The following is a 22,279-nucleotide window of genomic DNA, read 5'->3' on the forward strand; positions in this document are numbered from 1 at the left end:
GGGGACCTCGGCACGTGAGCGTCGCCGATCGACTGGATCGATTGCAGCGCAGACGTCCGGTTCTCGGATTTCCGATCGCCGTGGTCTACAAGTTCGTCGACGATCAGGGCGGCTACCTGGCCGCGCTGATCGCCTACTACGCATTCGTCTCATTGTTCCCGCTGCTGTTGCTGCTCTCGACGGTCCTCGGCATCGTCTTGGTCGGAAACCCCGCGTTGCAGCAACAGATCCTCGATTCGGCGCTGGGACAGATTCCGGTGATCGGCGACGAACTCGGACAGCCGGATCGAATCAGCGGCGGGGTCGTGGGTTTGGTCGTCGGTGGGCTCGGATCCCTCTACGGCGGGCTCGGTGTGTCCGTGGCACTGCAGAACGCCACCAACACCGCGTGGGCCGTGCCCAAGAACCTGCGCCCCGATCCGATCCGCGCGCGGGTGCGGGGGTTGGGCCTGCTCGGCACTGTCGGACTCGCCACCCTGACGATCACCGCGGTCAATGTGCTCCGTGCCGCAGGGTATTTCGGCCCGGAAGCCGGCCCGATCATTTTCGCTGTGGGCACCCTCCTGTACCTCGCGGTGTTCGTGGTGGCCTTTCGCTTGGCCACCGCCAGGCCGTTGTCGGTCCGGGACGTCCTGCCGGGGGCCATCGTCGCGGGCATCATCTGGCAACTGCTGCAGAGCTTCGGCAGCGTCTACGTCAAATACGTGGTGAGCAATGCAACCGTCACCAACGGAGTGTTCGCAGTGGTGCTCGGACTGCTCGCGTTTCTGTACGTCACTTCGTTGTCCGTGGTGATGTGTATCGAGATCAACGTCGTTCGCGTCGATCGACTCTTTCCGCGAGCTCTCCTGGCACCCTTCACCGACGACGTGGAACTGACCGAAGGCGACAAGCTCACCTACACCGGGCAGGCAGAAGCGCAGCGCAGCACAGCATTCGAGGAAATCGACGTGACCTTCGAGGACCCACCGAGTGCTCAGTCGGAATCCGACCCGGACTCGGAATCCGACTCGGAATCGAACGCGGGCACCGGCTCCGAATCGGACGCCGGAACGCCGTAGAAGCGGTCGATCCTCGTCTCCATCGGAAAACGCACGGCCGTGTGGCCGAACATCAATCGAGTCGCCGACAGTGCTGCTGCCGCAACGGCTTCCGATATCCGAATCGCATCGTTTGTCCGGCAGTGGACCACCACCTCGTCGTGCTGGAAGAACACCAGTTCGCTGGTGCCTCCGATCTCGTCGCGCAACCGCCCCCGCAGATCGGCCAGCAGACACAATGCCCATTCCGCAGCGGTGGCCTGAACCACGAAGTTTCGGGTGAACCGTCCGCGTGCGTGCTCGTCCCCACTGGACCACCACTGCGCTGAGGGCGGTGGGCAGGCGCGCCCCAACCACGAGTGGACCACTGCGCCCCGTTCGCCGGCGCGAGCGGCGTCTTCCACGAGCGCCACCGCGCCGGGGAACCTGGCCCGCAGTCGCGTGAGCAATCCGCGGGCCTCGCCCGAGGTTGCGCCGTAGAGTACGCCGAGCACGGCGACCTTGGCCTTGCTTCGATCGCCGTCGAACGACTCTGCGGCCACCGGTGCGTACAGATCTGCGGTCCCGGCCGCGGCCACCATGCGTGGGTCGTTGGACATGGCCGCGAGAATACGAGGTTCGAGTTGACCGGCATCGGCAGCCACGAAGGTGTGCCCGGAGTCAGCGATCACGCTGGCTCGCAACGGTTTCGGAATTTGTAGGCCGCCTCCGCCGCGGCTTGCCCACCGGCCCGAGACCACGGCACCGGGAACGTAGACCGGCCGGAACCTGTCTCCTCGGACCCACGAGTCGAGCCAGGCCCATCCGTTCGTACTGTGCAGTTTCGAGAGATCGCGATGGCGCAGCAGCAGGGGAACGGCGGGGTGATCTATCTCGCGGATGACGTGTGCGCGAGTCGATGTCAGTTCGATTCCCGCGCGTGCGAACGCGGCTACCACGTCCACCGGAGACGAAGGATTGACGCGTCGGCCGAACGCCGAGGAGATCTCGTTCTCCAGCTGTACGAGCGCCGGGGGAGGAGAACCGTCGACCGTACGGGTCCCGAGTGTCGACTCCAGATGTCGCCGATGGGCTGCAGCCGAGAACGGCAATCCGTCGTGGGTCATCTCGGCAGCAGCCAGACCTCCTGCCGATTCGGCCGCCGCCAGTAGCGCAAGTGCACGGTCTGCACCGATGGTCCGGAACTGACGGTGGTACTCGGTGAGCACTGCTGCGGGGTCGGAGTGCGGGTCCGCGTCGAACAGTCCCGGTCGCAGGTCCGCGGGCGCGGACGAGGCAGTTGCGGTGCCGGTTCGCATCGCCAGGATCGCTCCCACCAGAGCGAGATCGTGGCAGCGGCGCACGCGGACCCCACGTGCGAGCAGGCGAGGGTAGATCCGGCTGGTGTCCTCCCACACCCACCTGGGTCGCTCGGACTCCTCGAGCTCGGCGACTGCCGCGGCCGGGTCCTCGACCACAGTGGGAGCCCGCCGTATCGAACAGTCGTCGTCCAGATACGTCAGTACCGCCTGCTCGCCGTGAGGAACGAGCACGACCTTCATCGGATGGTGCAGTGGGTGTGCGAGGTCACGGTCACCGAGTCTGCTGCACGTGTGAACCGAGGCGTACTTCGGGCTCGTGGATCGCAGAGGATGACCGACTCGACGCTGCCGGACAGCACCCATCGCGCAGTTTTCGATGCCCTGAGCAGCCGATTTGGAGAAACGGTATGCACCTTTGATAGTCTCTATCCCGGCTCGAAACGCAGTGCACACCGCATCCGGTGAGCAATTCGATTCAAGTCCTTTGGGGTATGGTGTAATTGGCAACACAGCGGTTTCTGGTACCGCCATTCTAGGTTCGAGTCCTGGTACCCCAGCGAGCAGGTAACGGCGATTTTGTCGCCGGTGCCGAGGCGGTTAAGCTGACTCGGCACACACAAGCTTGAAACAATGCAGGTGAAGTTCCTGGCCCCGTCGTCTAGCGGCCTAGGACGCCGCCCTCTCAAGGCGGTAGCGCGGGTTCGAATCCCGTCGGGGCTACAACAGACAACACCCTCTCGATCCGCGGATCGAGAGGGTGTTGTCGTTTCGGTCCGAAGTTTCACACGCTCTTGCGTCGGAACATTTTCTGATGATCGGCCGGTCCGTGTGCGTTGTTGACCTTCGGCCCACCGTCTTTGTGCTCGACGGAATTGTGAGCCTTGCTGTTCTTCTGTTCCAGAACTTCGCGGAACTTCTTCTTCAGTTCTTCACTGCCGGATTCGGGCATGGGTGACTCCTCGCAGTAGACGACCGGCCGGTGGGACCGCTCGAGACGAAGCTACTCCCTTTTCGCCGCGCGCTCAGCTGCTTTTTCGGGTGTGCGACCCTGGCGGTTCGGGTGTCCGGCCGACGAGCGTCGGTCACAGTCGCTTGTGCAGCGCGTCGGCTGCCGCGAGGAGATCCGCGGCCCAGCGCGCACCGGGCTTGCGTCCGATTCGATCGATGGGGCCGGACACCGAGATCGCGGCCACCACAGTGTCGTTGCCGTCTCGAACCGGTGCCGCCACACTCGCGACACCGGGTTCGCGTTCGCCTGCGCTCTGCGCCCAGCCGCGGCGCCGAACTTCTACCAGGACGCGCTCGCCGAATTCCGCATCGGGTAGAACGATTCTCTGAGTGTGCGAGTCTGCCCATGCGAGAAGAACTTTGGCACCGGAACCGGCGGTCATCGGCAGCCGCGCGCCGACGAGCACCGTGTCTCGAAGGCCCGTCGGGGGTTCCATGGATGCAACGCAGACACGTACGGTTCCTTCCCGCCGGTAGATCTGGACGCTTTCGCCGGTGATTTCGCGTAGGCGTGGAAGTACGGAGGCGGCTGCATCGAGCAACGCATCGGACGCGCTTGCCGCGAGCTCCCCGAGGCCCGGCCCGGTGTGCCACAGGCCGTCGGCGTCTCGCACCAGCAGTCGGTGGGTCTCGAGGCCGACGGCAAGTCGGTGAGCGGTGGCGCGGGGCAACGCGGTTCGGGCGCAGAGATCGCCGAGATTGCACGGTTTTTCGGCCACTGCGTGCAGCACGGCCATCGCCTTGTCGAGGACGCCGATGCCGCTCGATTTGTCGACGAGGCCACCCAGGCTATGCTGTCTCATAGAACGATATTAACCTCCCGCATGCTGAGATTGCACAACTGCGAGATCTCCTGCGTGCCGAGAGGGATGATGTCGAGACGATGACGCGAGGCGAACAAGCGACGTTCGCCAGCGCGACGACAGGAAGACGAGGTCGACGACACCGATGTCCGAAACACCGAAGACCGAAGTACCGAAGACTCTGGCAGAGAAGGTATGGGACCAGCACGTGGTGGTCCGAGGCGGCGGAGAGGGCGGCGCGCGTGAGCCGGACCTGATCTACATCGACCTTCACCTCGTGCACGAGGTGACCAGTCCGCAGGCGTTCGACGGTTTGCGGTTGGCCGGCCGCGAGCTTCGCCGTCCCGATCTGACGATCGCGACCGAGGACCACAATGTCCCGACGGCCGACATCTTCGCGCCCATCGCAGATCTCGTCTCGCGTACGCAGGTGGACACGCTACGGCGCAACTGCGAGGAATTCGGAGTGCGGCTCTACCCGATGGGCGATCTCGATCAGGGCATCGTGCACATCATCGGTCCTCAGCTCGGCCTGACCCAACCCGGAATGACGGTCGTGTGCGGAGACAGTCACACCTCGACGCACGGTGCCTTCGGCTCGATCGCGATGGGTATCGGCACCAGCGAGGTCGAGCACGTGATGGCCACGCAGACCCTCTCGCTGCGTCCGTTCAAGACCATGGCGATCACCGTCGACGGCGAACTCGCACCCGGCGTCACGAGCAAGGACCTGATTCTCGCGGTCATCGCCCAGATCGGTACCGGTGGCGGACAGGGCTACGTTCTCGAGTACCGCGGTGAAGCCATTCGAAAGCTGTCGATGGAAGCGCGAATGACCATCTGCAACATGTCGATCGAAGCCGGTGCACGAGCGGGCATGATCGCACCGGACGAGATCACCTACGAATACCTGAAAGGCCGTCCGCACGCTCCGCAGGGATCCGATTGGGATGCGGCAGTGGCGTCGTGGAACGAATTGGCGACCGATCCGGATGCAGTGTTCGACAACGAGGTCCACATCGATGCGAACACGTTGACGCCGTTCGTCACGTGGGGGACCAATCCCGGTCAGGGTGCGCCCCTGGGCAGTACGGTGCCCGATCCGGAAGCGATGACCGACGAGGGTGAAAAGTTGTCGGCGCAGAAGGCGCTGCAGTACATGGGCCTCGAGGCCGGAACGCCTATTCGCGAGATCGCCGTCGACACCGTGTTCGTCGGTTCGTGCACCAATGGCCGGATCGAGGATCTGCGTGCCGTTGCGTCCGTTCTCGAGGGGCACCGCGTTGCCGAGGGAGTGCGAATGTTGGTGGTACCCGGCTCCATGCGGGTACGAGCGCAGGCCGAAGAGGAAGGTCTCGGCGACATCTTCACTGCCGCAGGGGCCGAATGGCGTCAGGCCGGATGCTCGATGTGCCTCGGTATGAACCCGGATCAACTGGTGGCCGGTGAGCGATCGGCGTCGACCTCGAACCGCAACTTCGAGGGGAGACAGGGTAAGGGAGGTCGTACTCATCTCGTCTCGCCTCTGGTTGCAGCCGCTACCGCGATCCGCGGAACCCTTTCCTCTCCGGCGGATCTCGCGTAGCACGCGTCCTCGCTCGGATCGATCGAACGCATAGGAGAAAATTCGATGGAAGCTTTCACTCGGCACACCGGTATCGGAGTTCCGCTTCGGCGGTCCAACGTCGACACCGATCAGATAATCCCCGCGGTCTACCTCAAGCGGGTGACCCGTACCGGTTTCGAGGACGGGCTGTTCGCGGCCTGGCGTTCGGATCCGAACTTCATCCTCAATCTCGAGCCCTACAACCGCGGATCCGTACTCGTGGCCGGACCCGATTTCGGTACGGGATCGTCACGCGAGCATGCCGTCTGGGCGCTGTCGGACTTCGGTTTCAGGGTTGTCATCGCGTCGCGCTTCGCCGATATCTTCCGCGGAAATTCTGGCAAAGCCGGGTTGCTGGCGGCAGAAGTGGAACAGTCGGACGTCGAATTGCTGTGGAAAGCCTTAGAAGAACAGCCCGGTTTGGAGATAATTGTCGACCTCGTCGACAAGACCGTGACCGCTGGAACCTTGGTGGTGCGCTTCGCTATTGACGACTACACCCGGTGGCGTCTGTTGGAAGGTCTGGACGACATCGGATTGACATTACGCCAGGTAGAGGCCATTACCGAGTACGAAAAGTCAAGGCCGTCATACAAACCCCTGACGCTCCCGGCGCGGATCGAGACCCCTGCCGAAAGCTGATCGGGTGGGGGTCCGACACGCTATGCGGCCGTGAATCATTCCGCGACACCGAAATGAAAATTGGCGTGGCGCATAGACTCTTGACGACTTGGGGTTTACCGTTGTAGTAGTCGGTCCGACGATGGGCCACAATATAGCGGAGGAAATTCCATGAACAAGGCAGAGCTGATCGACGCCCTGACCGAGAAGTTGGGGTCTGACAGGCGGAGCGCCACAGAGGCTGTCGAGAACATCGTCGACACCATCGTGCGCGCGGTACACCGCGGCGAGAGTGTCACGATCACGGGCTTCGGCGTGTTCGAACAGCGTCGTCGCGCAGCGCGTGTCGCACGTAACCCCCGCACCGGCGAGACCGTTCGCGTCAAGCCGACCAACGTTCCGGCGTTCCGTCCGGGCGCTCAGTTCAAGGCAGTCATCGCAGGCGGCCAGAAGTTGCCTGCCACCGGTCCTGCCGTCAAGCGCGGTTCGGCTGCGGCTCCGGCCAAGAAGACCGCTGCGGCGAAGAAGACGGCTGCTAAGAAGGCAGCCGTGAAGACAACCGCACGCAAGGCAACCACCACCGCGGCGGCGAAGAAGGCCGCACCGGCCAAGACCACCGCTCGTAAGACTGCGGCTCCGGCGAAGACCGCAGCGAAGAAGGCAGCTCCCGCGAAGACCACCGCGCGCAAGACCGTTGCCAAGAAGGCCCCGGCCAAGACCACTGCTCGTAAGGCAGCAACGACGGCCGCACCCGCCAAGAAGGCTCCGGCAAAGACGGCTGCCAAGAAGACCGTAGCCAAGAAGGCTCCGGCCAAGAAGGCTCCGGCGAAGAAGGCTCCCGCGAAGCGCGCAGCGAAGAAGTAGAACCCTGTAGGTTCCACGTTTCGACCTGTCGAACGACAGCAAGGCCCCCGACTCCAACGGTGAGTCGGGGGCCTTGCTGTCGTCGTGGCGTATCGCTAGTCGTCGGCGACGAGGGTCGGCAGGGGACTGGCGATGTGGTCGGCCGCGACGAGCCTACCGTCGTGACGCGAGAGAACCCACACGCTGCCTTTTCGATTTCTGTTGGCGGGCAATGTAATTCCGTCTTTCTCGGCCCACCATCGCATCAGGTCTGGAATCACTTTTCCTTGGCTGCAGATGACGGGAGTGCCCGGTAGTTCGGCGATGTCGCGAGCGCGGTGGCGGCCTTTGCGAGGATCGTCGGCGTACCCCTCCTCGGACAGGAGGTGCTCCTCGGTGATCTCGACCCCCAACGCTTCCGCACACGGGGCCACCGTCTGGACGCATCGGACGCGGTCGGCCGCATACACGGAATCGGCCCCGAATGCTCGGAGCAGCGAGACCAAGGAGGCGGCCTGCCGCCGGCCGGTTCTGTCGAGAGGGCGGTCCACGTCGTTGCCCTTGTACCGCGAGCGCGAGCCCGCGCTGCCGTGCCGAACCAGGAGCACCGTCGAGGTGTCCGCGGGTTTCGCCACGAACCGCCGAAGAATCTTGTGGTCCATGGGATACGAGAGCTCACCGCCGATCTTCTCGGGAGCTATCCAGCGCAGTTCGTCCACCTCCGCATTGGGGACGAATTCACCCCCGGTGACCTCGGCTGCCCAGTACAAGACCTTCTTGACCCGACGGTGACCGGGAATCGGGTAGGTGACGTAGGACAAGGATCGACCGAGTCGGGAGTCGAACCCGGTCTCTTCCTTCACTTCTCGGACGGCCGCATCGACTGCGGTTTCGCCCGGATCCAGCTTTCCCTTCGGAAAAGACCAGTCGTCGTACTTGGGGCGGTGAACCAGGGCGACCTCGACGGACGAGTGGTTCTCAGGGGACCGGCGCCAGAGGATCGAGCCGGCCGCGAAAATGTTGGCGCGGGGGGCTCCGTCGGATGTGCCCATCAGGACCCCTGATTCCTCCGACTGCGCATCAACTCCACCTGATGCTCACGAACTTTCTCACCCTGCGCCGGTGAGGCCACCCACCCGCCGTCCGCTCCCAGCTCCCAGCAGCGCGTGGTGGGGTCGAGTGCGGAATCGAAGATCTCGCTCAGTTGATTCGCCAATCGCGGGTCCTTGACCTGAGCCATCACCTCGACTCGGCGATCGAGGTTGCGGTGCATCATGTCTGCACTGCCGATCCAGAACTCGTCGGCACCCTGGAAGTGCAGAACGCGCGAGTGTTCGAGGAATCTGCCGAGAATGGATCGGACTTCGATGTTCTCCGACAATCCGGGGACACCCGGCTTGAGCGCGCAGATGCCGCGAACCACCACCTTGACCGGAACGCCGGCGATGGACGCGCGGTACAGCGCGTCGATGACCTGCTCGTCGACCAATGCGTTGGCCTTGAGGCGAATTCCGGCGGCGCGCCCCTCCCTGAGGTGTTCGACCTCCGCCTCGATGCGTTCGACGATGCCGCGCCGCACTCCGTACGGTGCCACCAGGAGGTTGCGGTACTTGGACTTTCGCGAGTAACCGGTGAGCGAGTTGAAGAGATCGGTGAGGTCGGCACCGATTTCCGGGGACGATGTGAGCAAACCGACGTCCTCGTAGATGCGTGCAGTCTTGGGGTTGTAGTTACCGGTTCCGATGTGGCAGTACCGGCGAATGACGGAGCCTTCTCGGCGCACCACGAGGCAGGTCTTGCAGTGTGTCTTGAGGCCGACGAGGCCGTACACCACATGTACGCCTGCCTTTTCCAGCTTGCGCGCCCACTCGATGTTGGCCTGCTCGTCGAAACGCGCCTTGATCTCGACCAGGGCAACCACCTGCTTGCCGGCACCGGCAGCATCGACGAGTGCATTGACGATCGGCGAATCTCCCGAGGTGCGGTACAGCGTCTGCTTGATGGCGAGCACCTGCGGGTCGGCCGCCGCTTGTTCGATGAAGCGCTGAACGCTGGTGGAGAACGAATCGTACGGATGATGCACCAGGACATCGCCGTCGCGCAGCGTCGAGAACACGCTCTTGGGGGTCTCGCGCTCACCGAACGCGGGATGTGTTGCCGGGACGAAGGGAGCGTCCTTGAGATTGGGGCGATCGACGCTGTAGACCTGCCAGAGGCACGACAGATCGAGCAGTCCCGGCACCTGAATGACGTCGCCGGGATCGACATCGAGTTCACGAAGCAGCAATTCGAGCATGTGCTCGGTCATGTCGTCGGCGATCTCGAGACGGACCGGTGAGCCGAAACGTCTGCGGGCCAGCTCTCGTTCGAGCGCCTGCAGCAGATCCTCGTCTCGGTCTTCCTCGACCTCGAAATCGGCGTTGCGCGTGATGCGGAACGCATGGGACTCGACGACCTGCATGCCGGGGAAGAGCACGTCGAGGTGAGCCGAGATCAGCTCCTCCATCGACAGGAAGGCGTCGATCCGGTGCGAGCCCTCGCCGCGTTTGACCCGCACGAAGCGATCGACGTTGTCCGGAACCTTGACGCGCGCGAAGTGCTCGCCGGTTGTCGAGTAATCCTTCACCGTCACAGCGAGATTGAGGCTCAGGCCGCTGATGTAGGGGAACGGGTGAGCCGGATCGACGGCCAGTGGAGTGAGTACCGGAAAGACCTGTTCGGTGAAGTAATCCGAGAGCCGGGCACGTTCGTCGCTGTCCAGATCCGACCACCGAATGATGGCGATGCCTTCGGCAGTGAGCTCGGGGAGGATCGAATCCAGCAGTACTCGCGCATGTTTGAGCGCCAACTCCTGGGTGCGTTGGCCGATCACCGCGAGCTGTTCGCGCGGGGTCATTCCGTCGGCCGATCTCACGGAAAGACCGGTTTCGTCTCGGCGCTTGAGGCCGGCGACTCGAACCATGTAGAACTCGTCGAGGTTCGAGGCGTAGATCGCCAGGAATTTCGCTCGTTCGAGCAGCGGCAGCGATGAATCCTCGGCCAGCGCGAGGACACGAGAATTGAAGTCCAGCCAGCTCAATTCCCGGTTCAGATAACGATTTTCGGGGAGCACGGTAGTCGTGACGTCCACCGACTCCGGCGTGGCGGCCGGTAGCGCGGAGGGGATGCTCGGCATGGTCGAGGCGATCGGAGCGCTCCATACCGGTTCCGAACCGGTGCCCGCCCCGGTCTCGATCGACGGATCTTCGTTCGCTGGCTGCGCGTCGTCTGTGCTCACCGGACGATCATCCCTCATACCCGGCGCGGGTGAAACACCGAAGGGGGAAACTCGGTCAGGCCGTTGTCGCCGATGCGTCGTCGGTCCAACCGAGCGAGCGCAGGACGGTTGCCGTCGCCGGTCCGACTCCGAGCCGGTGTGCGGCGCGGACGTCCACGGCGGTGTCGACGTCGAGCCGAAGACCCGGCCAGATGCCGTCGAGTGTCGGTGCTCCGGATTCGGCATGGCGGCGTGCGGAGTCCACCCCGAACAGTGGCTCGAGCTGACCGGGGGAATCCTTGAGAATCAGAGCGGCGGTACCGGTGCCGTGATGATCGACCACCAGCGATCTGCCTCCCCGTCGTGCCGAGGCATAGGCCTGCTCCAGCTCGGCGGGACGTAGGGCGGGAAGGTCTGCCTGCAGCGCGATGATGTCCACCCCGGCGAGCTCTGCGCGCCGCAACGCAGCTGCCGCGGAGGCGAAAGCGTGATTGAGACGTGCGTCTGGCGGCTGCGAGGGATCGCCGACCGGCTCGTCGAACACTCGCGCGCCCAAGCTTCTGGCGGTCTGCGCGACCAGCGGATCGGGGGTCACCACCGTCACCGAATCGACCAGCGACACCGCGTCTGCGGCAGCTACGGTGTCGCTGAGCATCGCCAGCACCAATCGGGTTCGCTCGGGACCCGAGAACTCCGCCGCCAAACGCGACTTCGCCGCCGCGAGATCCTTCACCGCGATCAGCACCGCCACAATGCGGCCGGCAGGGTCGGATGACGCGGCCACTCGGTCGCCGTCGTCGCATCGTGTTGCACCCATGGTTGTCGATCCTGCCAGCGTCGCGGATCTGTGCCGACTCCGACCGCCCGAGCAGGTTTTCACGTTAGTGTGATGCGCGCGACGAACGACGGCATCGGCAAGCAGGCGAGGGGTTGGCGGAATGAGCAGAGCAGCGGTGTTGGGTTCGGGGTCGTGGGGAACGGCATTCGCCAAGGTACTGGCCGATGCCGGCACCGATGTCACGATGTGGGCTCGCCGTGAAGAGCTCGCCGCGTCCATCACCGACCGTCACGAGAACGAGGACTACCTTCCGGGTATCGAGCTGCCCTCGTCCATCCGCGCGTCCAGCGATCCCGCGCACGTTCTCGATGGAGCCGACATCGTGGTGTTGGCCGTGCCGTCCCAGAGTCTGCGAGCCAACCTGGGCGAATGGACGGACTCGATCCCGCGGCACGCGACGCTGCTCTCGTTGGCCAAGGGGATCGAGACCGGAACGCTCATGCGGATGAGCCAGGTGATAGCGCAGGTCACCGGAGCAGATCCGAGTCGGGTGGCGTGTCTGTCCGGCCCCAACCTCGCGCGCCCGATCGCCGAGGGTCAGCCTGCGGCGACCGTCATCGCCTGCTCGGACTCCCAGCGCGCGCTCGAGATCCAGAAGTCCTGCGCCACCGGCTACTTTCGGCCGTACACCAACTCCGATGTCATCGGTGCCGAGATCGGCGGAGCCTGCAAGAACGTCATCGCGCTCGCCTGTGGAATGGCCAGCGGAGTCGGATACGGAGAGAACACCCTGGCGTCGATCATGACCAGGGGGCTGGCGGAGATCATCCGACTCGGTGTAGCGCTCGGTGCGACACCGTCCACTCTGTCCGGGCTGGCCGGCGTCGGCGACCTCGTTGCCACGTGTTCCTCGCCTCTCTCGCGCAACCGTACGTTCGGTGAGCGACTCGGTTCCGGTGGTTCCCTCGAGAGCGCGCAGGAAGCAGCACACGGACAGGTGGCCGAGGGCGTGAAATCCTGCACATCGGTGCGTGCTCTCGCCGAGAGCTACGACGTGGAGATGCCGCTGACCGATGCGGTGCACCGGGTGTGTCACGGGGGCATGTCCGTACCGGACGCAGTCGGTCACCTGTTGGGACGGCGTATCAAGCCCGAGTGAGGCAGTGTTCGCCACCTCGAGACCGATAGGGCGAATCGGTGCGGAGCACGGAGCGACGGTACGGTTTCTCATCGTGAGTACTCCCCGCATCAAAGTTGCCGTCGTGTTCGGTGGCCGCAGCAGCGAGCACGCAGTGTCCTGTGTATCGGCAGGTAGCGTGCTGCAGAACCTCGATCGGACCAGGTACGAGGTCGTTCCGGTGGGCATCACCCCGGACGGTGCCTGGGTTCTCGGTTCCTCCGATATCGATGCACTGACGATTCACGACCGCGTGCTGCCCACCGTGGACAAGGCCGGCGCAGCACTCACGCTCAGTACCGACCCGGGTCACGCCGGTGCGCTGATCGCTCTCGGCGAGGGCGACGGCGGAACGGTGCTCTCGTCCGTCGACGTCGTCTTCCCGGTTCTGCACGGACCGTACGGCGAGGACGGAACCCTGCAGGGGCTGCTCGAGTTGGCGGGAGTCCCGTACGTCGGGCCCGGCGTGCTGGCCAGTGCGGCCGGCATGGACAAGGAATTCACCAAGAAGCTGCTCGGTGCCGAAGGGCTTCCGATCGGTCGCCAGGTGGTACTTCGTCGCGGAGTCGACGACCTGAGCCCGGACGAGCGGGATCGAATCGGCTTGCCCGCGTTCGTCAAACCGGCCAGAGGCGGATCCTCGATCGGCATCTCGCGCATCACGGCATGGGACCAACTGGACGCCGCGATCGGCGTCGCGCGCGAACACGACCCGAAAGTGATCGTCGAAGCGATGATCCACGGTCGCGAGGTCGAGTGCGGGGTACTCGAGTTCCCGGACGGCACGGTGCGTGCGAGCGCGGTCGCCGAAATCCGCATTCCGGACGCAGATATCGACGATCACGCGTTCTACGATTTCGACACCAAATATCTCGACGACGTCAGCGAGTTCGACATCCCGGCTGCGCTCGACGACGCCACCAGCGACCGCATTCGCGAACTCGCCGTTGCCGCTTTCCGAGCGCTGGACTGTCAGGGATTGGCGCGAGTGGACTTCTTCGTCACCGCCGACGGCCCGGTCATCAACGAGATCAATACGATGCCCGGATTCACGTCGATCTCCATGTACCCCAAGATGTGGGCGGAATCCGGTGTCGACTACCCGACGCTGATCACCACCCTGATCGACACTGCGCTCGCGCGAGGAACCGGATTGCGATAGTTCTGCCCGCTACTGCAACGGGGCCGGATCGAGCGGTTGCCGGGCTAGTGCGTCGGACACCGTCGACGACGCATCCTGCAGGGGAGTGGGGCCCGAATCGCCGGGAATCGTCAAGGCGACGTAGACACCGCGATCGACGACGAACCATGTGCTGGCATCGATTCCGTCGTCGTCACCGGACACCTCGAACCATTGCACTCCGTTGATCACCTGCAGCGGGGCAGCCACGTCGAACCCGACCGGGCGTGGCAGACCGCAACGCAACACGACCGGTTCGGAGTTCTCCTCGGACGAGGCCCAGGCTCGGACACCGACAGGTGCCGGGTCGGCCAGCTCAGCCCTGGTGTAGTCGCCGAGGTCCTCGGGCAGTGCATCCAACAATGTAGTGCACTGCGCACTGTCGGCGTCGGGAGCATCGACCGGTCCCAGCGCGACCGGATCGCGGACCGGAGAACGGTTCACCGCAATGGCGGCGACCAGAACTCCGACAACCAGTGCAACCGGCAATGCGATCGCGGTGGCGATCACGGCCGGGTGTCGTTGTTCGCGAGTGGTGTCGGGTGTGGGGTCCGTCGCGGTGTCGGTTGTGGGATCGGGGGCGTCGTTGCCGGAATCGGTCGCGTTCATCGGTTATCGGACCGACGCAGCCGGTCGGGGAGCGACCGGACAGGTGAGAGTGCGAGTGATGGCACCCACCTTCTGGATGCGGGAGACGATCTCGGCCACCTCGGCATCAGTTGCGCCGTCGGCGCGCGCAATGACGTCGTAGGGACCGACGACGGCCTCTGCGGAGACCACTCCGTCGACGGCTTCGATCTGCTGCGCGACGGCAGTTGCGCGGCCGACCTCGGTCTGAACGAGAACGAATGCTTGCACCATCGGTGGTCCCTTTCCCCTGCCGGACGTCTCGACTGTAAGTTGAGTCGACTACGTTCTCTGTGCACGTAACCTGCAGCGTCGGCGCTGTCCCGGCCGCCGCTAAAAGGTACCGCAGGCGGGCTGCGCCCTCCGCGTGAGTCCGTCGTGCACGCACCGCGTTCTCGAGGAGGAACATCATCGACGACCCCGGCACCGAGTCGGCCGCAGGCACCGAACCCACCGTTGCGCAGGTCGGCGAATTCGAGGTCATCGCCCGCGCCGTTGCAGGCCGCGTGCAACCTCGGTCGACCATCGTCGGGCCCGGGGACGACGCAGCCGTTGTTGCCGCAGCCGACGGAAGAATTGCGGCATCGACGGATATGTTGGTGCACGGCAGGCACTTTCGGTTGGACTGGTCCAGTCCGGTGCAGATCGGCCGTAAGGCGATCGCGCAGAACGGCGCGGACATCGCCGCGATGGGCGCTCGCTGTTCGGGCTTCCTCGTATCGCTCGGATGTCCGGCCGATACTCCGGTGCGGGTGATCGACGGTCTCAACGAGGGCATGTGGCTCGAGGCGGTGGCGGCGGGATCTGCCATCGTCGGTGGCGACATGGTGCAGTCGCCGGAACTGGTGATCTCGGTCACCGTACTCGGTGATCTCGAGGGCAGAGAACCGGTTCTGCGATCGGGCGCGCGGGCCGGTGACTTCATCGCCTACGCGGGCCGCCTCGGTTGGTCCGCCGCCGGACTGGCGTTGCTGATCGCGGACAGCGACACAGTGGGCCACGATGCGGTGCTCGATGCGCACCGCGTCCCCGTCCCGCCGTATCGCGCCGGGGTGGAGGCCGCGGAGGCCGGCGCGACATCACTGACGGACGTCTCCGACGGATTGTTGTCCGACCTGGGTCACATAGCCGAGGCATCGAAGGTCACCATGGCCGTCGATCCGGAGCTGTTGGACATACCGGCCGAGTTGCGTTCCGCCGCAACGGCGATGGACATCGATCCGTTGGACTGGGTCCTGACCGGCGGTGAGGATCACGCTCTCGTCGGTACGTTCGGCGACCGTAGCGCCATTCCGGCGGGATGGACGGTGATCGGCCGCGTCGAGCCTGCAGGTGACGATCTGCCGGGTCGGGTGACTGTCGGCGGACACGTCCGTTCGGGTAGATCGGGATGGACGAGCTTCGAGAGCGAGTGAACGAAATCCGGCGATATCGAGTCCGCTAAGTTGCAGGGATGGCTATCTACGCACTCGGTGATCGCGAACCCGACATTCATCCCGACGCCTACGTCCATCCCGACGCGGTCGTCATCGGCGCGGTGACCTTGGCGGCCGGATCGTCGGTGTGGCCCAACGCCGTTCTGCGGGGGGACTACGGCACCATCTCCATCGGCGCAGGAACCAACGTCCAGGACGGCACCGTGGTGCACTGCACCCCGATCGACGCGACGGTGATCGGTGCCGGATGTGTACTCGGGCACAATGCGCACGTCGAAGGTGCGATCATCGGAGACAACTGCCTCATCGCCTCGGGCTCGGTGGTGTTGAACGGGTCGAAGATCGGTGCGGGTTCGATCGTGGGGGCCGGCGCCGTGGTGCCGTTCAAGTTCGTCGTTCCCGAACGATCCATGGCGCTGGGAGTACCGGCGAAGATTCGGGAGGGATATCAGGTTCCCGAAGGTCATGTGGACATCAACGTACAGATGTACTCGGCCAACGCCGCGTACTACCGTGACGCGCTGCGCCGGATCGATCGGTGACGCCTCGGCCGCTTGCCGAGAGCGTGGAAGCCGGATGGGCGCGTGCTCTTGCGCCTGTCGAGGCGAATGTTGCTGCGATGGGCGACTTTCTGCGAGACGAGCTCGCCGCCGGCCGACACTACCTGCCCGCGGGGGAGAACGTTCTGCGCGCGTTTCACTATCCCTTCGACGAGGTGCGGGTCCTCATCGTCGGCCAGGATCCGTACCCGACACCGGGACATGCTGTAGGACTGAGCTTTTCCGTCGCACCGGACGTCAGGCCGGTACCTCGGAGCTTGAGCAACATCTTCAAGGAGTACTCCGACGACCTGGGGTTGCCCACGCCGAGCACCGGTGACCTCACGCCCTGGTCGGATCGCGGCGTGATGTTGCTCAACAGAGTGCTCACCGTCGAACCCTCGCAGGCCGCATCGCACCGAAAGAAGGGGTGGGAAGCGGTGACGGAGCAGGCGATTCGCGCGCTCGTCTCCCGGGCCGAGAGTCCCGATGCACCTGGTCTGGTCGCAGTTCTCTGGGGACGCGACGCGGCGACTCTGAAGCCGATGCTCGGATCCGTGCCGTACATCGAATCTGCGCACCCGTCGCCGTTGTCCGCGTCACGCGGATTCTTCGGGTCCAAGCCCTTCAGCCGCGTGAACGAGTTGTTGGTGAAGGGCGGGAACGAACCGATCGATTGGACGCTGCCCTGATCGGCTCAGGAGAAATCCGGACGACGCTTCTCGACGAACGCATCCACGCCTTCTCGTCCGGCCGGTGACGATGCGGCTGCCGAGATCGACGCGGCTTCGGCATCGAGATGTTCCGACAGAGTTGCGGATTCGGACCTCTGCAGCAACGCCTTGATTCCCCGGTAGGCCGACGTCGGCCCCACGGCAAGTGTTCGAGCGAGACGTTCGGCCTCGCTGTCGACGATGTCGTCGCCCACCAGTCGGCTGAGAATTCCGAGTCGAACTGCCTCTTCGCCGTTGATGATCGAGTCGTTGAGCAGGATGTCCATCGCGCGGCCCGAACCGACGATGCGGGGCAGTGTCCACGACATCCCTCCGTCCGGGGTGAAACCGATCGACGGATACGCGGGGCGAAGCTTGGTGGACGGTCCACCGAGGGCGATATCGGTGAGACACACCAGGCTCATGCCGGCACCTGCTGCCCAGCCGTGTACACCGGCGACCACAGGAACCGTGACAGCGGCGAGTTCACGAACGAATGCGTGGAACGTGTCTGCGACGGAGCCGACGAACGCACCGCGATCTGCTGCGCCGGCGAAGTCGCGTACGTTGCCACCGGCGCAGAAATTGGGTCCACGCCCGATGAGAAGAACGCTGCCGATCTCGGTCTCGCCGGCATTCACGGAGCGGAGCGCAGAGGTACCTGCGCCGATGCCCTCCAGGTCGAGTGAGGCACCACCGGCCTCGGTGGCGACGACGATGCGCAGGACGCCGTCCTCGATGCTGACCTTGCTGGACATGTCGGTATCGGAATAACTCACGTCAGGGACTCTAATGGACGTCCGACTATCAGGCGTACACATGACTGTGCCCCGCCTCCGAAGATTCGGGAGCGGGGCACAGTTCTCGCACGCAGTCGAGGCCGTGGAGGAAAACGAAGAGCGAGGCTCGAATCAGCCTCGGACCACCTTGCCTGCCTTCAAGCAGGAGGTGCACACGTTCATGCGCTTGGAATTACCAGGCGCAACCTGAGCGTGAACGGTCTGGATATTCGGGTTCCAACGACGGTTGGTCCGTCGGTGCGAGTGCGAGACCGACTTACCGAAGCCGGGCCCCTTGGCGCATACGTCGCAGACGGCAGCCATAGTCGCGAACTCCTTGATAGATGTTGATCGATACATGTGGTCGAAGACATCGAAACGAACTGCCTGCAGATGCAAGAATTGCAATGCGTGAAGATCGCCTCGAGGCAACCCTGCAAGAATAGCGGCGCCGCCCGCAATCACCAAACTGCCACCGCAGACGCTGCTGTGGGATCGATGACAGCGCGCACGACCATCCTGCCCGACTAAGCTTCGGGCACTGTCCGCGACCGGAGTACGGACAAGGGTATCGATGCAACGCGGGGAGGCTGCTCGACGTGGTCGACGTACTCGATTCGATCGATGCTCCGGCCCTACGACGGTGGGCCTACCGGTGCGTCGATTCCCTCACCGCCCGGTGCGACGAGATCAACGCGCTCAATGTCTTTCCGATCCCGGACTCGGACACCGGCACCAACCTGATGTTCACCTTCCGGGCCGCAGTGGAGTCGATGCGCGGAGCCGGGCCCGGTGCGGACACCCGCGCCGTCGGGCGTGCACTGGCCGTCGGCGCGGTAGCGGGTGCCCGCGGTAACTCGGGAGTGATCGCGTCCCAGCTGCTGCGCGCGGTTGCCGAGGCAGCAGCGGACGGTCCGTTGGACACCGTCTCCGTCCAGGCGATGCTGCGACGCGCGCAGGTTCTGGTCTCGGATGCGGTCAGTGTTCCCGTCGAGGGCACGATGCTCACCGTTCTCGCCGCCGCCGACCGCAATGCCGCGGCGCACGACGCCAACGTCGATCTGTCCACCCTGGTGATCGACATCGCCGAGGCCACCGCCCGCGCCCTCGACAGCACGACCGACCAACTCGTGGAACTGCGCGAGGCCGGGGTCGTGGACGCCGGAGCGCTCGGGCTGTCGGTCGTGTTCGATGCGCTGGTGGAAGTGGTGACCGGCCGCACCCCGCCACGCAGGCGTTACCGTCGCCCACACGATCGGGACAGAGCATCGACCGGCGACGGGTCGAGCGTGGTGAACGGATGTGTCGGAGCACCCGAGACGGTGGGGTCCTCGCAGGGCCGGCCCCTGGGGTACGAGGTGGTCTACGTCGTCCACGGCATCGACGACGCGCAAGCAACCGCACTTCGGGCGGCCCTGTCCGACCTCGGCGATTCCGTCGTGGTGGCCGGTGATGGATCCGGGGCCTGGTCCGCGCACGTCCACACCGCAAACCCGGGCGCTGCCGTCGAGCGCGGTATCGGCACCGGACACGTTCGCGGGGTGCGCATCTCGTGCTTCGGTCTGTCCGAGTTCGATTCCGAGGCCGCGCACGACGCACGCCGCGGACCGGCCCTGTCGGTGGGTCGCGATATCTTGGCGCTGGCGGCCGGCGACGGTGCTGCGGATCTCTACGTTCAGGAAGGCGCGACGGTGGTGCGGTGCGACGAGCCGATCGACTCCGCTGTACTGCTGCGCGCCATCGTCGGATCGAAGCACCGCGAGGTGTTGGTGTTGCCGAACGGGGCGTTGTCGGCGCAGGAGCTCGTTGCCGTCGGTGCTGCCGCCCGAGCCGACGGCAAGGACGTGATGATGCTGCCGTGCTCGGCGATGGTGCAGGGTTTGGCGGCGCTCGCTGTCCACGACGCCGCCAGGGCCGCGGTCGACGATGCCTTCACGATGTCCGAAGCGGCAGCCGGCACGAGGTGGGGTTCACTGCGCATCGCACAGGAACGCTCGCTCACCTGGGTGGGTACGTGCGAGCCGGGTGACAGCATCGGTCTGGCAGGACAAGAGGTGGTGATCGTTGCCGCTCGTCCGCTCGACGCCGGGTGCCGGTTGCTCGATCAGCTTCTGGCCACCGGAGGAGAAATGGTGACCGTGCTGGTCGGGGTGCAGGCTTCGGACGGTTTCGGTGCCCAGCTCGCCGAGTACGTCACGCGCGCGCATCCCGGGGTCGACGTGGTGGTCTACTCGGGTGGGCAGCCGGGCGATCTCGTCCAATTCGGAGTGGAATAGGGAATTTCGGCTATGGCAACGCTGGTGGACCGGCTCGATGACGTTCTCGGAGTCGCGGCGGCGACCCCGCTCGCAGACACTTTCGGTATCCATACCGTCGAGGATCTGTTGCGGCACTATCCCCATCGCTACATGACGCACGGTTCCGAGCTCGGCGAAAGCGAACCGCCGGAAGGGGATCACATCACCATCGTGGCCACGGTGGAGTCCGCAACGCTGCGCTCGATGAAGAATCGCAACGGCCAGTTTCTCGCAGTGACACTGGCCGCCGACGGACAGCGAATCGAAGCCACCTTCTTCAGCCCGCACAAGCTCAAACACGTCGTCGTCCCGGGGCGACGAGGAATGTTCTCCGGCAAAGTGAAGTACTTCGGCAAGCGGTGGAATCTCACCCATCCCAGTTACGTCATCCTCGGCGGCGACGACAACGACGGTGCCGTGGTACCTGCGGGTCGCATCGTCGGCGGCGGAACACTGGCCGGCCTGGCCCGCGGTGCGGTCGACGCCTCCGGGTCCGTCGACATGTCGGTGTTCGACCGGGCGTTCGTCCCGATCTACGCGGCGACCAAGGACGTCGAGAGTTGGACGTTCATGCGGTGCGTGCGTCAGGTCCTGGACCAACTCGACGATGTGACCGACCCACTGCCCGAGTCGGTACGCAGAGAACGCGGGCTCGTCGATATCGACACCGCGCTGCGATCGGTCCATTTCCCGGATACCGCGCAGGACAAGGACTCCGCACGTGAGCGGCTGAAATTCGACGAGGCGCTGGCCGTTCAGCTCGTGCTCGCAGACCGTCGAAAAGACGCATCCACCAGGGTCGCGGCGCGATGCCCACCGATCACCGACGGTATAGCCGTGGAATTCGATCGACGGCTGCCGTTCGAGTTGACGGCCGGTCAACGCGACGTCGCGGCCGAGATCGCCAACGATCTGGCGGCACCACATCCGATGTCGCGTCTGTTGCAGGGCGAGGTGGGCTCGGGCAAGACCATCGTCGCGCTTCGGGCGATGCTGCAGGTGATCGATGCCGGTCATCAGTGTGCGTTGCTGGCACCGACCGAGGTGCTCGCCTCGCAGCACGCGCGGTCGATCAGATCGATGCTCGGCAGTCTTGCGGCCGGTGGTGAGCTCGGATCGCACGAGCTCGCGACCAAGGTCGCGCTGTTGACCGGTTCGATGTCCACTGCGGCCAAGCGGTCCGCACTGCTCGATGCCGTGACCGGAGACGCCGGCATCGTGATCGGTACCCACGCCCTGATCGAGGACCGCGTGGAGTTTCTCGATCTCGCGATGGTCGTCGTGGACGAACAACACCGATTCGGTGTCGAACAGCGAGATGCGTTGCGGGCGAAGGCCCGCGGCAACACCAGTCCGCACCTACTCGTGATGACGGCGACGCCGATCCCGCGCACCATCGCGATGTCCACACTGGGCGATCTCGAAACGTCTGTACTCACCGAACTCCCGCGTGGCCGGTCGCCGATCATCAGCAACGTGGTGCCTGCCAGGGTCAAGCCGGCGTGGGTGGATCGAGCGTGGCAACGCATTCGAGAAGAAGTTGCGGCCGGACGTCAGGCCTACGTGGTCTGTTCTCGGATCGGCGACGGCGACGACGCAGAGACGGGTAAGAAGAACGCGTCGAAATCGGACAACGGGCCGGAGACCACGGCCGCGGTGGATCTGTACGACACCCTCGCGGCCGGTCCGATGAACGATCTTCGGGTGGGGTTGCTGCACGGGCGGCTCTCCGGCGACGACAAGGACATCACCATGTCCGAGTTCAACTCCGGCGAGATCGACGTCCTCGTGTGTACGACGGTGGTCGAAGTGGGCGTCGACGTTCCCAATGCGACGGTCATGGTGATCATGGACGCCGACCGATTCGGGGTCAGTCAGCTCCACCAGCTACGTGGCCGCATCGGTCGCGGTGGGCACCAGGGTCTGTGCATCATGATCAGCTACCTCAGTCCGATGGGCGGTTCCTTCGCTCGGCTCGAGGCCGTGGCCGCTACCAACGACGGCTTCGAACTGGCGAAACTCGACCTCGCCACCCGGCGCGAAGGTGACGTGCTCGGGGCCGCGCAGTCCGGAACCGTCAGCGGCCTGCGGCTGCTCTCGTTCATCGACGACGAGGACATCATCGCCGACGCGCAGGACTGCGCGCGAACGTTGTTCGCACGGGACCCGTCGCTGGCGAACGATCCCGGCATCGCATCGATGATGCGGTCGGCCTGGCGATCCGACCGAGTCGACTACCTTCAGAAGTCCTGACCGACACGAAACGCTCACTGCA

21 protein-coding genes and 2 tRNA genes are annotated in these 22,279 nt (G+C 64.8%); 13 read left to right on the forward strand and 10 right to left on the reverse strand.

Annotated features, from left to right (window positions below; genetic code table 11):
• Positions 1–14: 14 nt before the first annotated feature.
• Positions 15–1,061 (forward strand): YihY/virulence factor BrkB family protein, encoded by a 1,047-nt coding sequence (locus ACFI9K_RS08310; RefSeq protein ID WP_462663063.1) that lies wholly within the window; start codon positions 15–17, stop codon positions 1,059–1,061.
• On the opposite strand, the gene ACFI9K_RS08315 is transcribed toward ACFI9K_RS08310, so the two are convergent.
• Complete coding sequence (locus ACFI9K_RS08315; protein WP_462663064.1) at positions 977–2,581, reverse strand: bifunctional 3'-5' exonuclease/DNA polymerase; 1,605 nt, start codon at positions 2,579–2,581, stop codon at positions 977–979. The genes ACFI9K_RS08310 and ACFI9K_RS08315 overlap by 85 nt on opposite strands.
• Positions 2,582–2,826: 245 nt before the next feature.
• On the opposite strand from ACFI9K_RS08315, the gene ACFI9K_RS08320 reads away from it, so the two are divergent.
• Both ACFI9K_RS08320 and ACFI9K_RS08325 read left to right on the forward strand, forming a co-directional pair.
• A tRNA-Gln gene (locus ACFI9K_RS08320) sits at positions 2,827–2,898 on the forward strand.
• 90 nt (positions 2,899–2,988) lie between these two features.
• Positions 2,989–3,061: transfer RNA gene (locus tag ACFI9K_RS08325), tRNA-Glu, on the forward strand.
• Positions 3,062–3,122: 61 nt separating this feature from the next.
• Here ACFI9K_RS08325 and ACFI9K_RS08330 read toward each other — a convergent pair.
• Both ACFI9K_RS08330 and ACFI9K_RS08335 read right to left on the reverse strand, forming a co-directional pair.
• Positions 3,123–3,290: a DUF5302 domain-containing protein gene (locus ACFI9K_RS08330; RefSeq protein ID WP_162248334.1), complete on the reverse strand. Its 168-nt coding sequence runs from the start codon at positions 3,288–3,290 to the stop codon at positions 3,123–3,125.
• 133 nt (positions 3,291–3,423) lie between these two features.
• Entirely contained in the window at positions 3,424–4,152 is a 729-nt protein-coding gene (locus tag ACFI9K_RS08335) for an IclR family transcriptional regulator (RefSeq protein WP_462663065.1), read from the reverse strand.
• A gap of 145 nt (positions 4,153–4,297) precedes the next feature.
• On the opposite strand from ACFI9K_RS08335, the gene leuC reads away from it, so the two are divergent.
• From leuC to ACFI9K_RS08350, 3 genes are all read left to right on the forward strand, one after another.
• Entirely contained in the window at positions 4,298–5,737 is a 1,440-nt protein-coding gene (gene leuC / locus ACFI9K_RS08340; protein WP_462663066.1) for a 3-isopropylmalate dehydratase large subunit, read from the forward strand.
• Positions 5,738–5,782: 45 nt separating this feature from the next.
• A complete protein-coding gene (gene leuD, locus ACFI9K_RS08345) occupies positions 5,783–6,400 on the forward strand; it encodes a 3-isopropylmalate dehydratase small subunit (protein WP_222093123.1) in 618 nt (205 codons plus the stop codon).
• A 150-nt stretch (positions 6,401–6,550) separates the two neighbouring features.
• Positions 6,551–7,243 carry an HU family DNA-binding protein gene (locus ACFI9K_RS08350; RefSeq protein ID WP_222093124.1) on the forward strand — a complete coding sequence of 231 codons (693 nt, stop codon included), beginning with the start codon at positions 6,551–6,553 and terminating at the stop codon, positions 7,241–7,243.
• 95 nt (positions 7,244–7,338) lie between these two features.
• Here ACFI9K_RS08350 and ACFI9K_RS08355 read toward each other — a convergent pair whose 3' ends face one another.
• The 3 genes from ACFI9K_RS08355 to cofC all read right to left on the reverse strand — a co-directional run bounded on the left by ACFI9K_RS08355 (position 7,339) and on the right by cofC (position 11,295).
• Positions 7,339–8,274: an NUDIX hydrolase gene (locus tag ACFI9K_RS08355; RefSeq protein WP_462663067.1), complete on the reverse strand. Its 936-nt coding sequence runs from the start codon at positions 8,272–8,274 to the stop codon at positions 7,339–7,341.
• Positions 8,274–10,397 (reverse strand): RNA degradosome polyphosphate kinase, encoded by a 2,124-nt coding sequence (locus tag ACFI9K_RS08360; protein WP_462663233.1) that lies wholly within the window; start codon positions 10,395–10,397, stop codon positions 8,274–8,276. Before ACFI9K_RS08360 ends, ACFI9K_RS08355 begins: the two co-directional genes overlap by 1 nt.
• Positions 10,398–10,554: 157 nt before the next feature.
• The gene (gene cofC / locus ACFI9K_RS08365; protein WP_462663068.1) at positions 10,555–11,295 is read right to left on the reverse strand and encodes a 2-phospho-L-lactate guanylyltransferase; all 741 of its coding nucleotides are present in this window, start codon (positions 11,293–11,295) and stop codon (positions 10,555–10,557) included.
• A 121-nt stretch (positions 11,296–11,416) separates the two neighbouring features.
• Here cofC and ACFI9K_RS08370 point away from each other — a divergent pair, with 121 nt between their 5' ends.
• Both ACFI9K_RS08370 and ACFI9K_RS08375 read left to right on the forward strand, forming a co-directional pair.
• Positions 11,417–12,415: an NAD(P)H-dependent glycerol-3-phosphate dehydrogenase gene (locus tag ACFI9K_RS08370; RefSeq protein WP_462663069.1), complete on the forward strand. Its 999-nt coding sequence runs from the start codon at positions 11,417–11,419 to the stop codon at positions 12,413–12,415.
• 73 nt (positions 12,416–12,488) lie between these two features.
• Positions 12,489–13,595 carry a D-alanine--D-alanine ligase family protein gene (locus tag ACFI9K_RS08375; protein WP_462663070.1) on the forward strand — a complete coding sequence of 369 codons (1,107 nt, stop codon included), beginning with the start codon at positions 12,489–12,491 and terminating at the stop codon, positions 13,593–13,595.
• 9 nt (positions 13,596–13,604) lie between these two features.
• Here ACFI9K_RS08375 and ACFI9K_RS08380 read toward each other — a convergent pair whose 3' ends face one another.
• Both ACFI9K_RS08380 and ACFI9K_RS08385 read right to left on the reverse strand, forming a co-directional pair.
• A complete protein-coding gene (locus ACFI9K_RS08380) occupies positions 13,605–14,222 on the reverse strand; it encodes a DUF3515 domain-containing protein (RefSeq protein WP_462663071.1) in 618 nt (205 codons plus the stop codon).
• Positions 14,223–14,225: 3 nt separating this feature from the next.
• The gene (locus tag ACFI9K_RS08385) at positions 14,226–14,474 is read right to left on the reverse strand and encodes an Lrp/AsnC ligand binding domain-containing protein (RefSeq protein WP_462663072.1); all 249 of its coding nucleotides are present in this window, start codon (positions 14,472–14,474) and stop codon (positions 14,226–14,228) included.
• Positions 14,475–14,650: 176 nt separating this feature from the next.
• On the opposite strand from ACFI9K_RS08385, the gene ACFI9K_RS08390 reads away from it, so the two are divergent.
• Genes ACFI9K_RS08390 through ACFI9K_RS08400 form a run of 3 tightly spaced genes read left to right on the forward strand, consistent with a single transcriptional unit; the run spans position 14,651 to position 16,907 of the window.
• Entirely contained in the window at positions 14,651–15,655 is a 1,005-nt protein-coding gene (locus ACFI9K_RS08390; RefSeq protein ID WP_462663234.1) for a thiamine-phosphate kinase, read from the forward strand.
• 38 nt (positions 15,656–15,693) lie between these two features.
• A complete protein-coding gene (locus ACFI9K_RS08395) occupies positions 15,694–16,218 on the forward strand; it encodes a gamma carbonic anhydrase family protein (protein WP_462663073.1) in 525 nt (174 codons plus the stop codon).
• Entirely contained in the window at positions 16,215–16,907 is a 693-nt protein-coding gene (locus ACFI9K_RS08400; protein ID WP_462663074.1) for a uracil-DNA glycosylase, read from the forward strand. Before ACFI9K_RS08395 ends, ACFI9K_RS08400 begins: the two co-directional genes overlap by 4 nt.
• Positions 16,908–16,912: 5 nt before the next feature.
• On the opposite strand, the gene ACFI9K_RS08405 is transcribed toward ACFI9K_RS08400, so the two are convergent.
• Positions 16,913–17,686, reverse strand: coding sequence for an enoyl-CoA hydratase/isomerase family protein (locus tag ACFI9K_RS08405; protein WP_462663235.1), 774 nt, complete (start codon positions 17,684–17,686; stop codon positions 16,913–16,915).
• A 153-nt stretch (positions 17,687–17,839) separates the two neighbouring features.
• Positions 17,840–18,031 (reverse strand): 50S ribosomal protein L28, encoded by a 192-nt coding sequence (rpmB, locus tag ACFI9K_RS08410; RefSeq protein WP_008717389.1) that lies wholly within the window; start codon positions 18,029–18,031, stop codon positions 17,840–17,842.
• Positions 18,032–18,306: 275 nt separating this feature from the next.
• Here rpmB and ACFI9K_RS08415 point away from each other — a divergent pair, with 275 nt between their 5' ends.
• Together ACFI9K_RS08415 and recG are read left to right on the forward strand one after the other, a co-directional pair.
• Entirely contained in the window at positions 18,307–19,983 is a 1,677-nt protein-coding gene (locus ACFI9K_RS08415; RefSeq protein ID WP_462663075.1) for a DAK2 domain-containing protein, read from the forward strand.
• 12 nt (positions 19,984–19,995) lie between these two features.
• Positions 19,996–22,257: an ATP-dependent DNA helicase RecG gene (gene recG / locus ACFI9K_RS08420; protein WP_462663076.1), complete on the forward strand. Its 2,262-nt coding sequence runs from the start codon at positions 19,996–19,998 to the stop codon at positions 22,255–22,257.
• Positions 22,258–22,279: the final 22 nt, after the last annotated feature.

Source organism: Rhodococcus sp. PSi06, from assembly GCF_054960675.1.

Bases quoted from the DNA above. Each gene is read 5' to 3' on its own strand.
- ACFI9K_RS08315 (WP_462663064.1), bottom strand. From the start codon at position 2,581: ATGAAGGTCGTGCTCGTTCCTCACGGCGAGCAGGCGGTACTGACGTAT.
- ACFI9K_RS08330 (WP_162248334.1), bottom strand. From the start codon at position 3,290: ATGCCCGAATCCGGCAGTGAAGAACTGAAGAAGAAGTTCCGCGAAGTT.
- ACFI9K_RS08335 (WP_462663065.1), bottom strand. From the start codon at position 4,152: ATGAGACAGCATAGCCTGGGTGGCCTCGTCGACAAATCGAGCGGCATC.
- leuC (WP_462663066.1), top strand. From the start codon at position 4,298: ATGTCCGAAACACCGAAGACCGAAGTACCGAAGACTCTGGCAGAGAAG.
- leuD (WP_222093123.1), top strand. From the start codon at position 5,783: ATGGAAGCTTTCACTCGGCACACCGGTATCGGAGTTCCGCTTCGGCGG.
- ACFI9K_RS08350 (WP_222093124.1), top strand. From the start codon at position 6,551: ATGAACAAGGCAGAGCTGATCGACGCCCTGACCGAGAAGTTGGGGTCT.
- ACFI9K_RS08355 (WP_462663067.1), bottom strand. From the start codon at position 8,274: ATGGGCACATCCGACGGAGCCCCCCGCGCCAACATTTTCGCGGCCGGC.
- ACFI9K_RS08360 (WP_462663233.1), bottom strand. From the start codon at position 10,397: ATGCCGAGCATCCCCTCCGCGCTACCGGCCGCCACGCCGGAGTCGGTG.
- cofC (WP_462663068.1), bottom strand. From the start codon at position 11,295: ATGGGTGCAACACGATGCGACGACGGCGACCGAGTGGCCGCGTCATCC.
- ACFI9K_RS08370 (WP_462663069.1), top strand. From the start codon at position 11,417: ATGAGCAGAGCAGCGGTGTTGGGTTCGGGGTCGTGGGGAACGGCATTC.
- ACFI9K_RS08380 (WP_462663071.1), bottom strand. From the start codon at position 14,222: ATGAACGCGACCGATTCCGGCAACGACGCCCCCGATCCCACAACCGAC.
- ACFI9K_RS08385 (WP_462663072.1), bottom strand. From the start codon at position 14,474: ATGGTGCAAGCATTCGTTCTCGTTCAGACCGAGGTCGGCCGCGCAACT.
- ACFI9K_RS08395 (WP_462663073.1), top strand. From the start codon at position 15,694: ATGGCTATCTACGCACTCGGTGATCGCGAACCCGACATTCATCCCGAC.
- ACFI9K_RS08405 (WP_462663235.1), bottom strand. From the start codon at position 17,686: ATGTCCAGCAAGGTCAGCATCGAGGACGGCGTCCTGCGCATCGTCGTC.
- rpmB (WP_008717389.1), bottom strand. From the start codon at position 18,031: ATGGCTGCCGTCTGCGACGTATGCGCCAAGGGGCCCGGCTTCGGTAAG.
- recG (WP_462663076.1), top strand. From the start codon at position 19,996: ATGGCAACGCTGGTGGACCGGCTCGATGACGTTCTCGGAGTCGCGGCG.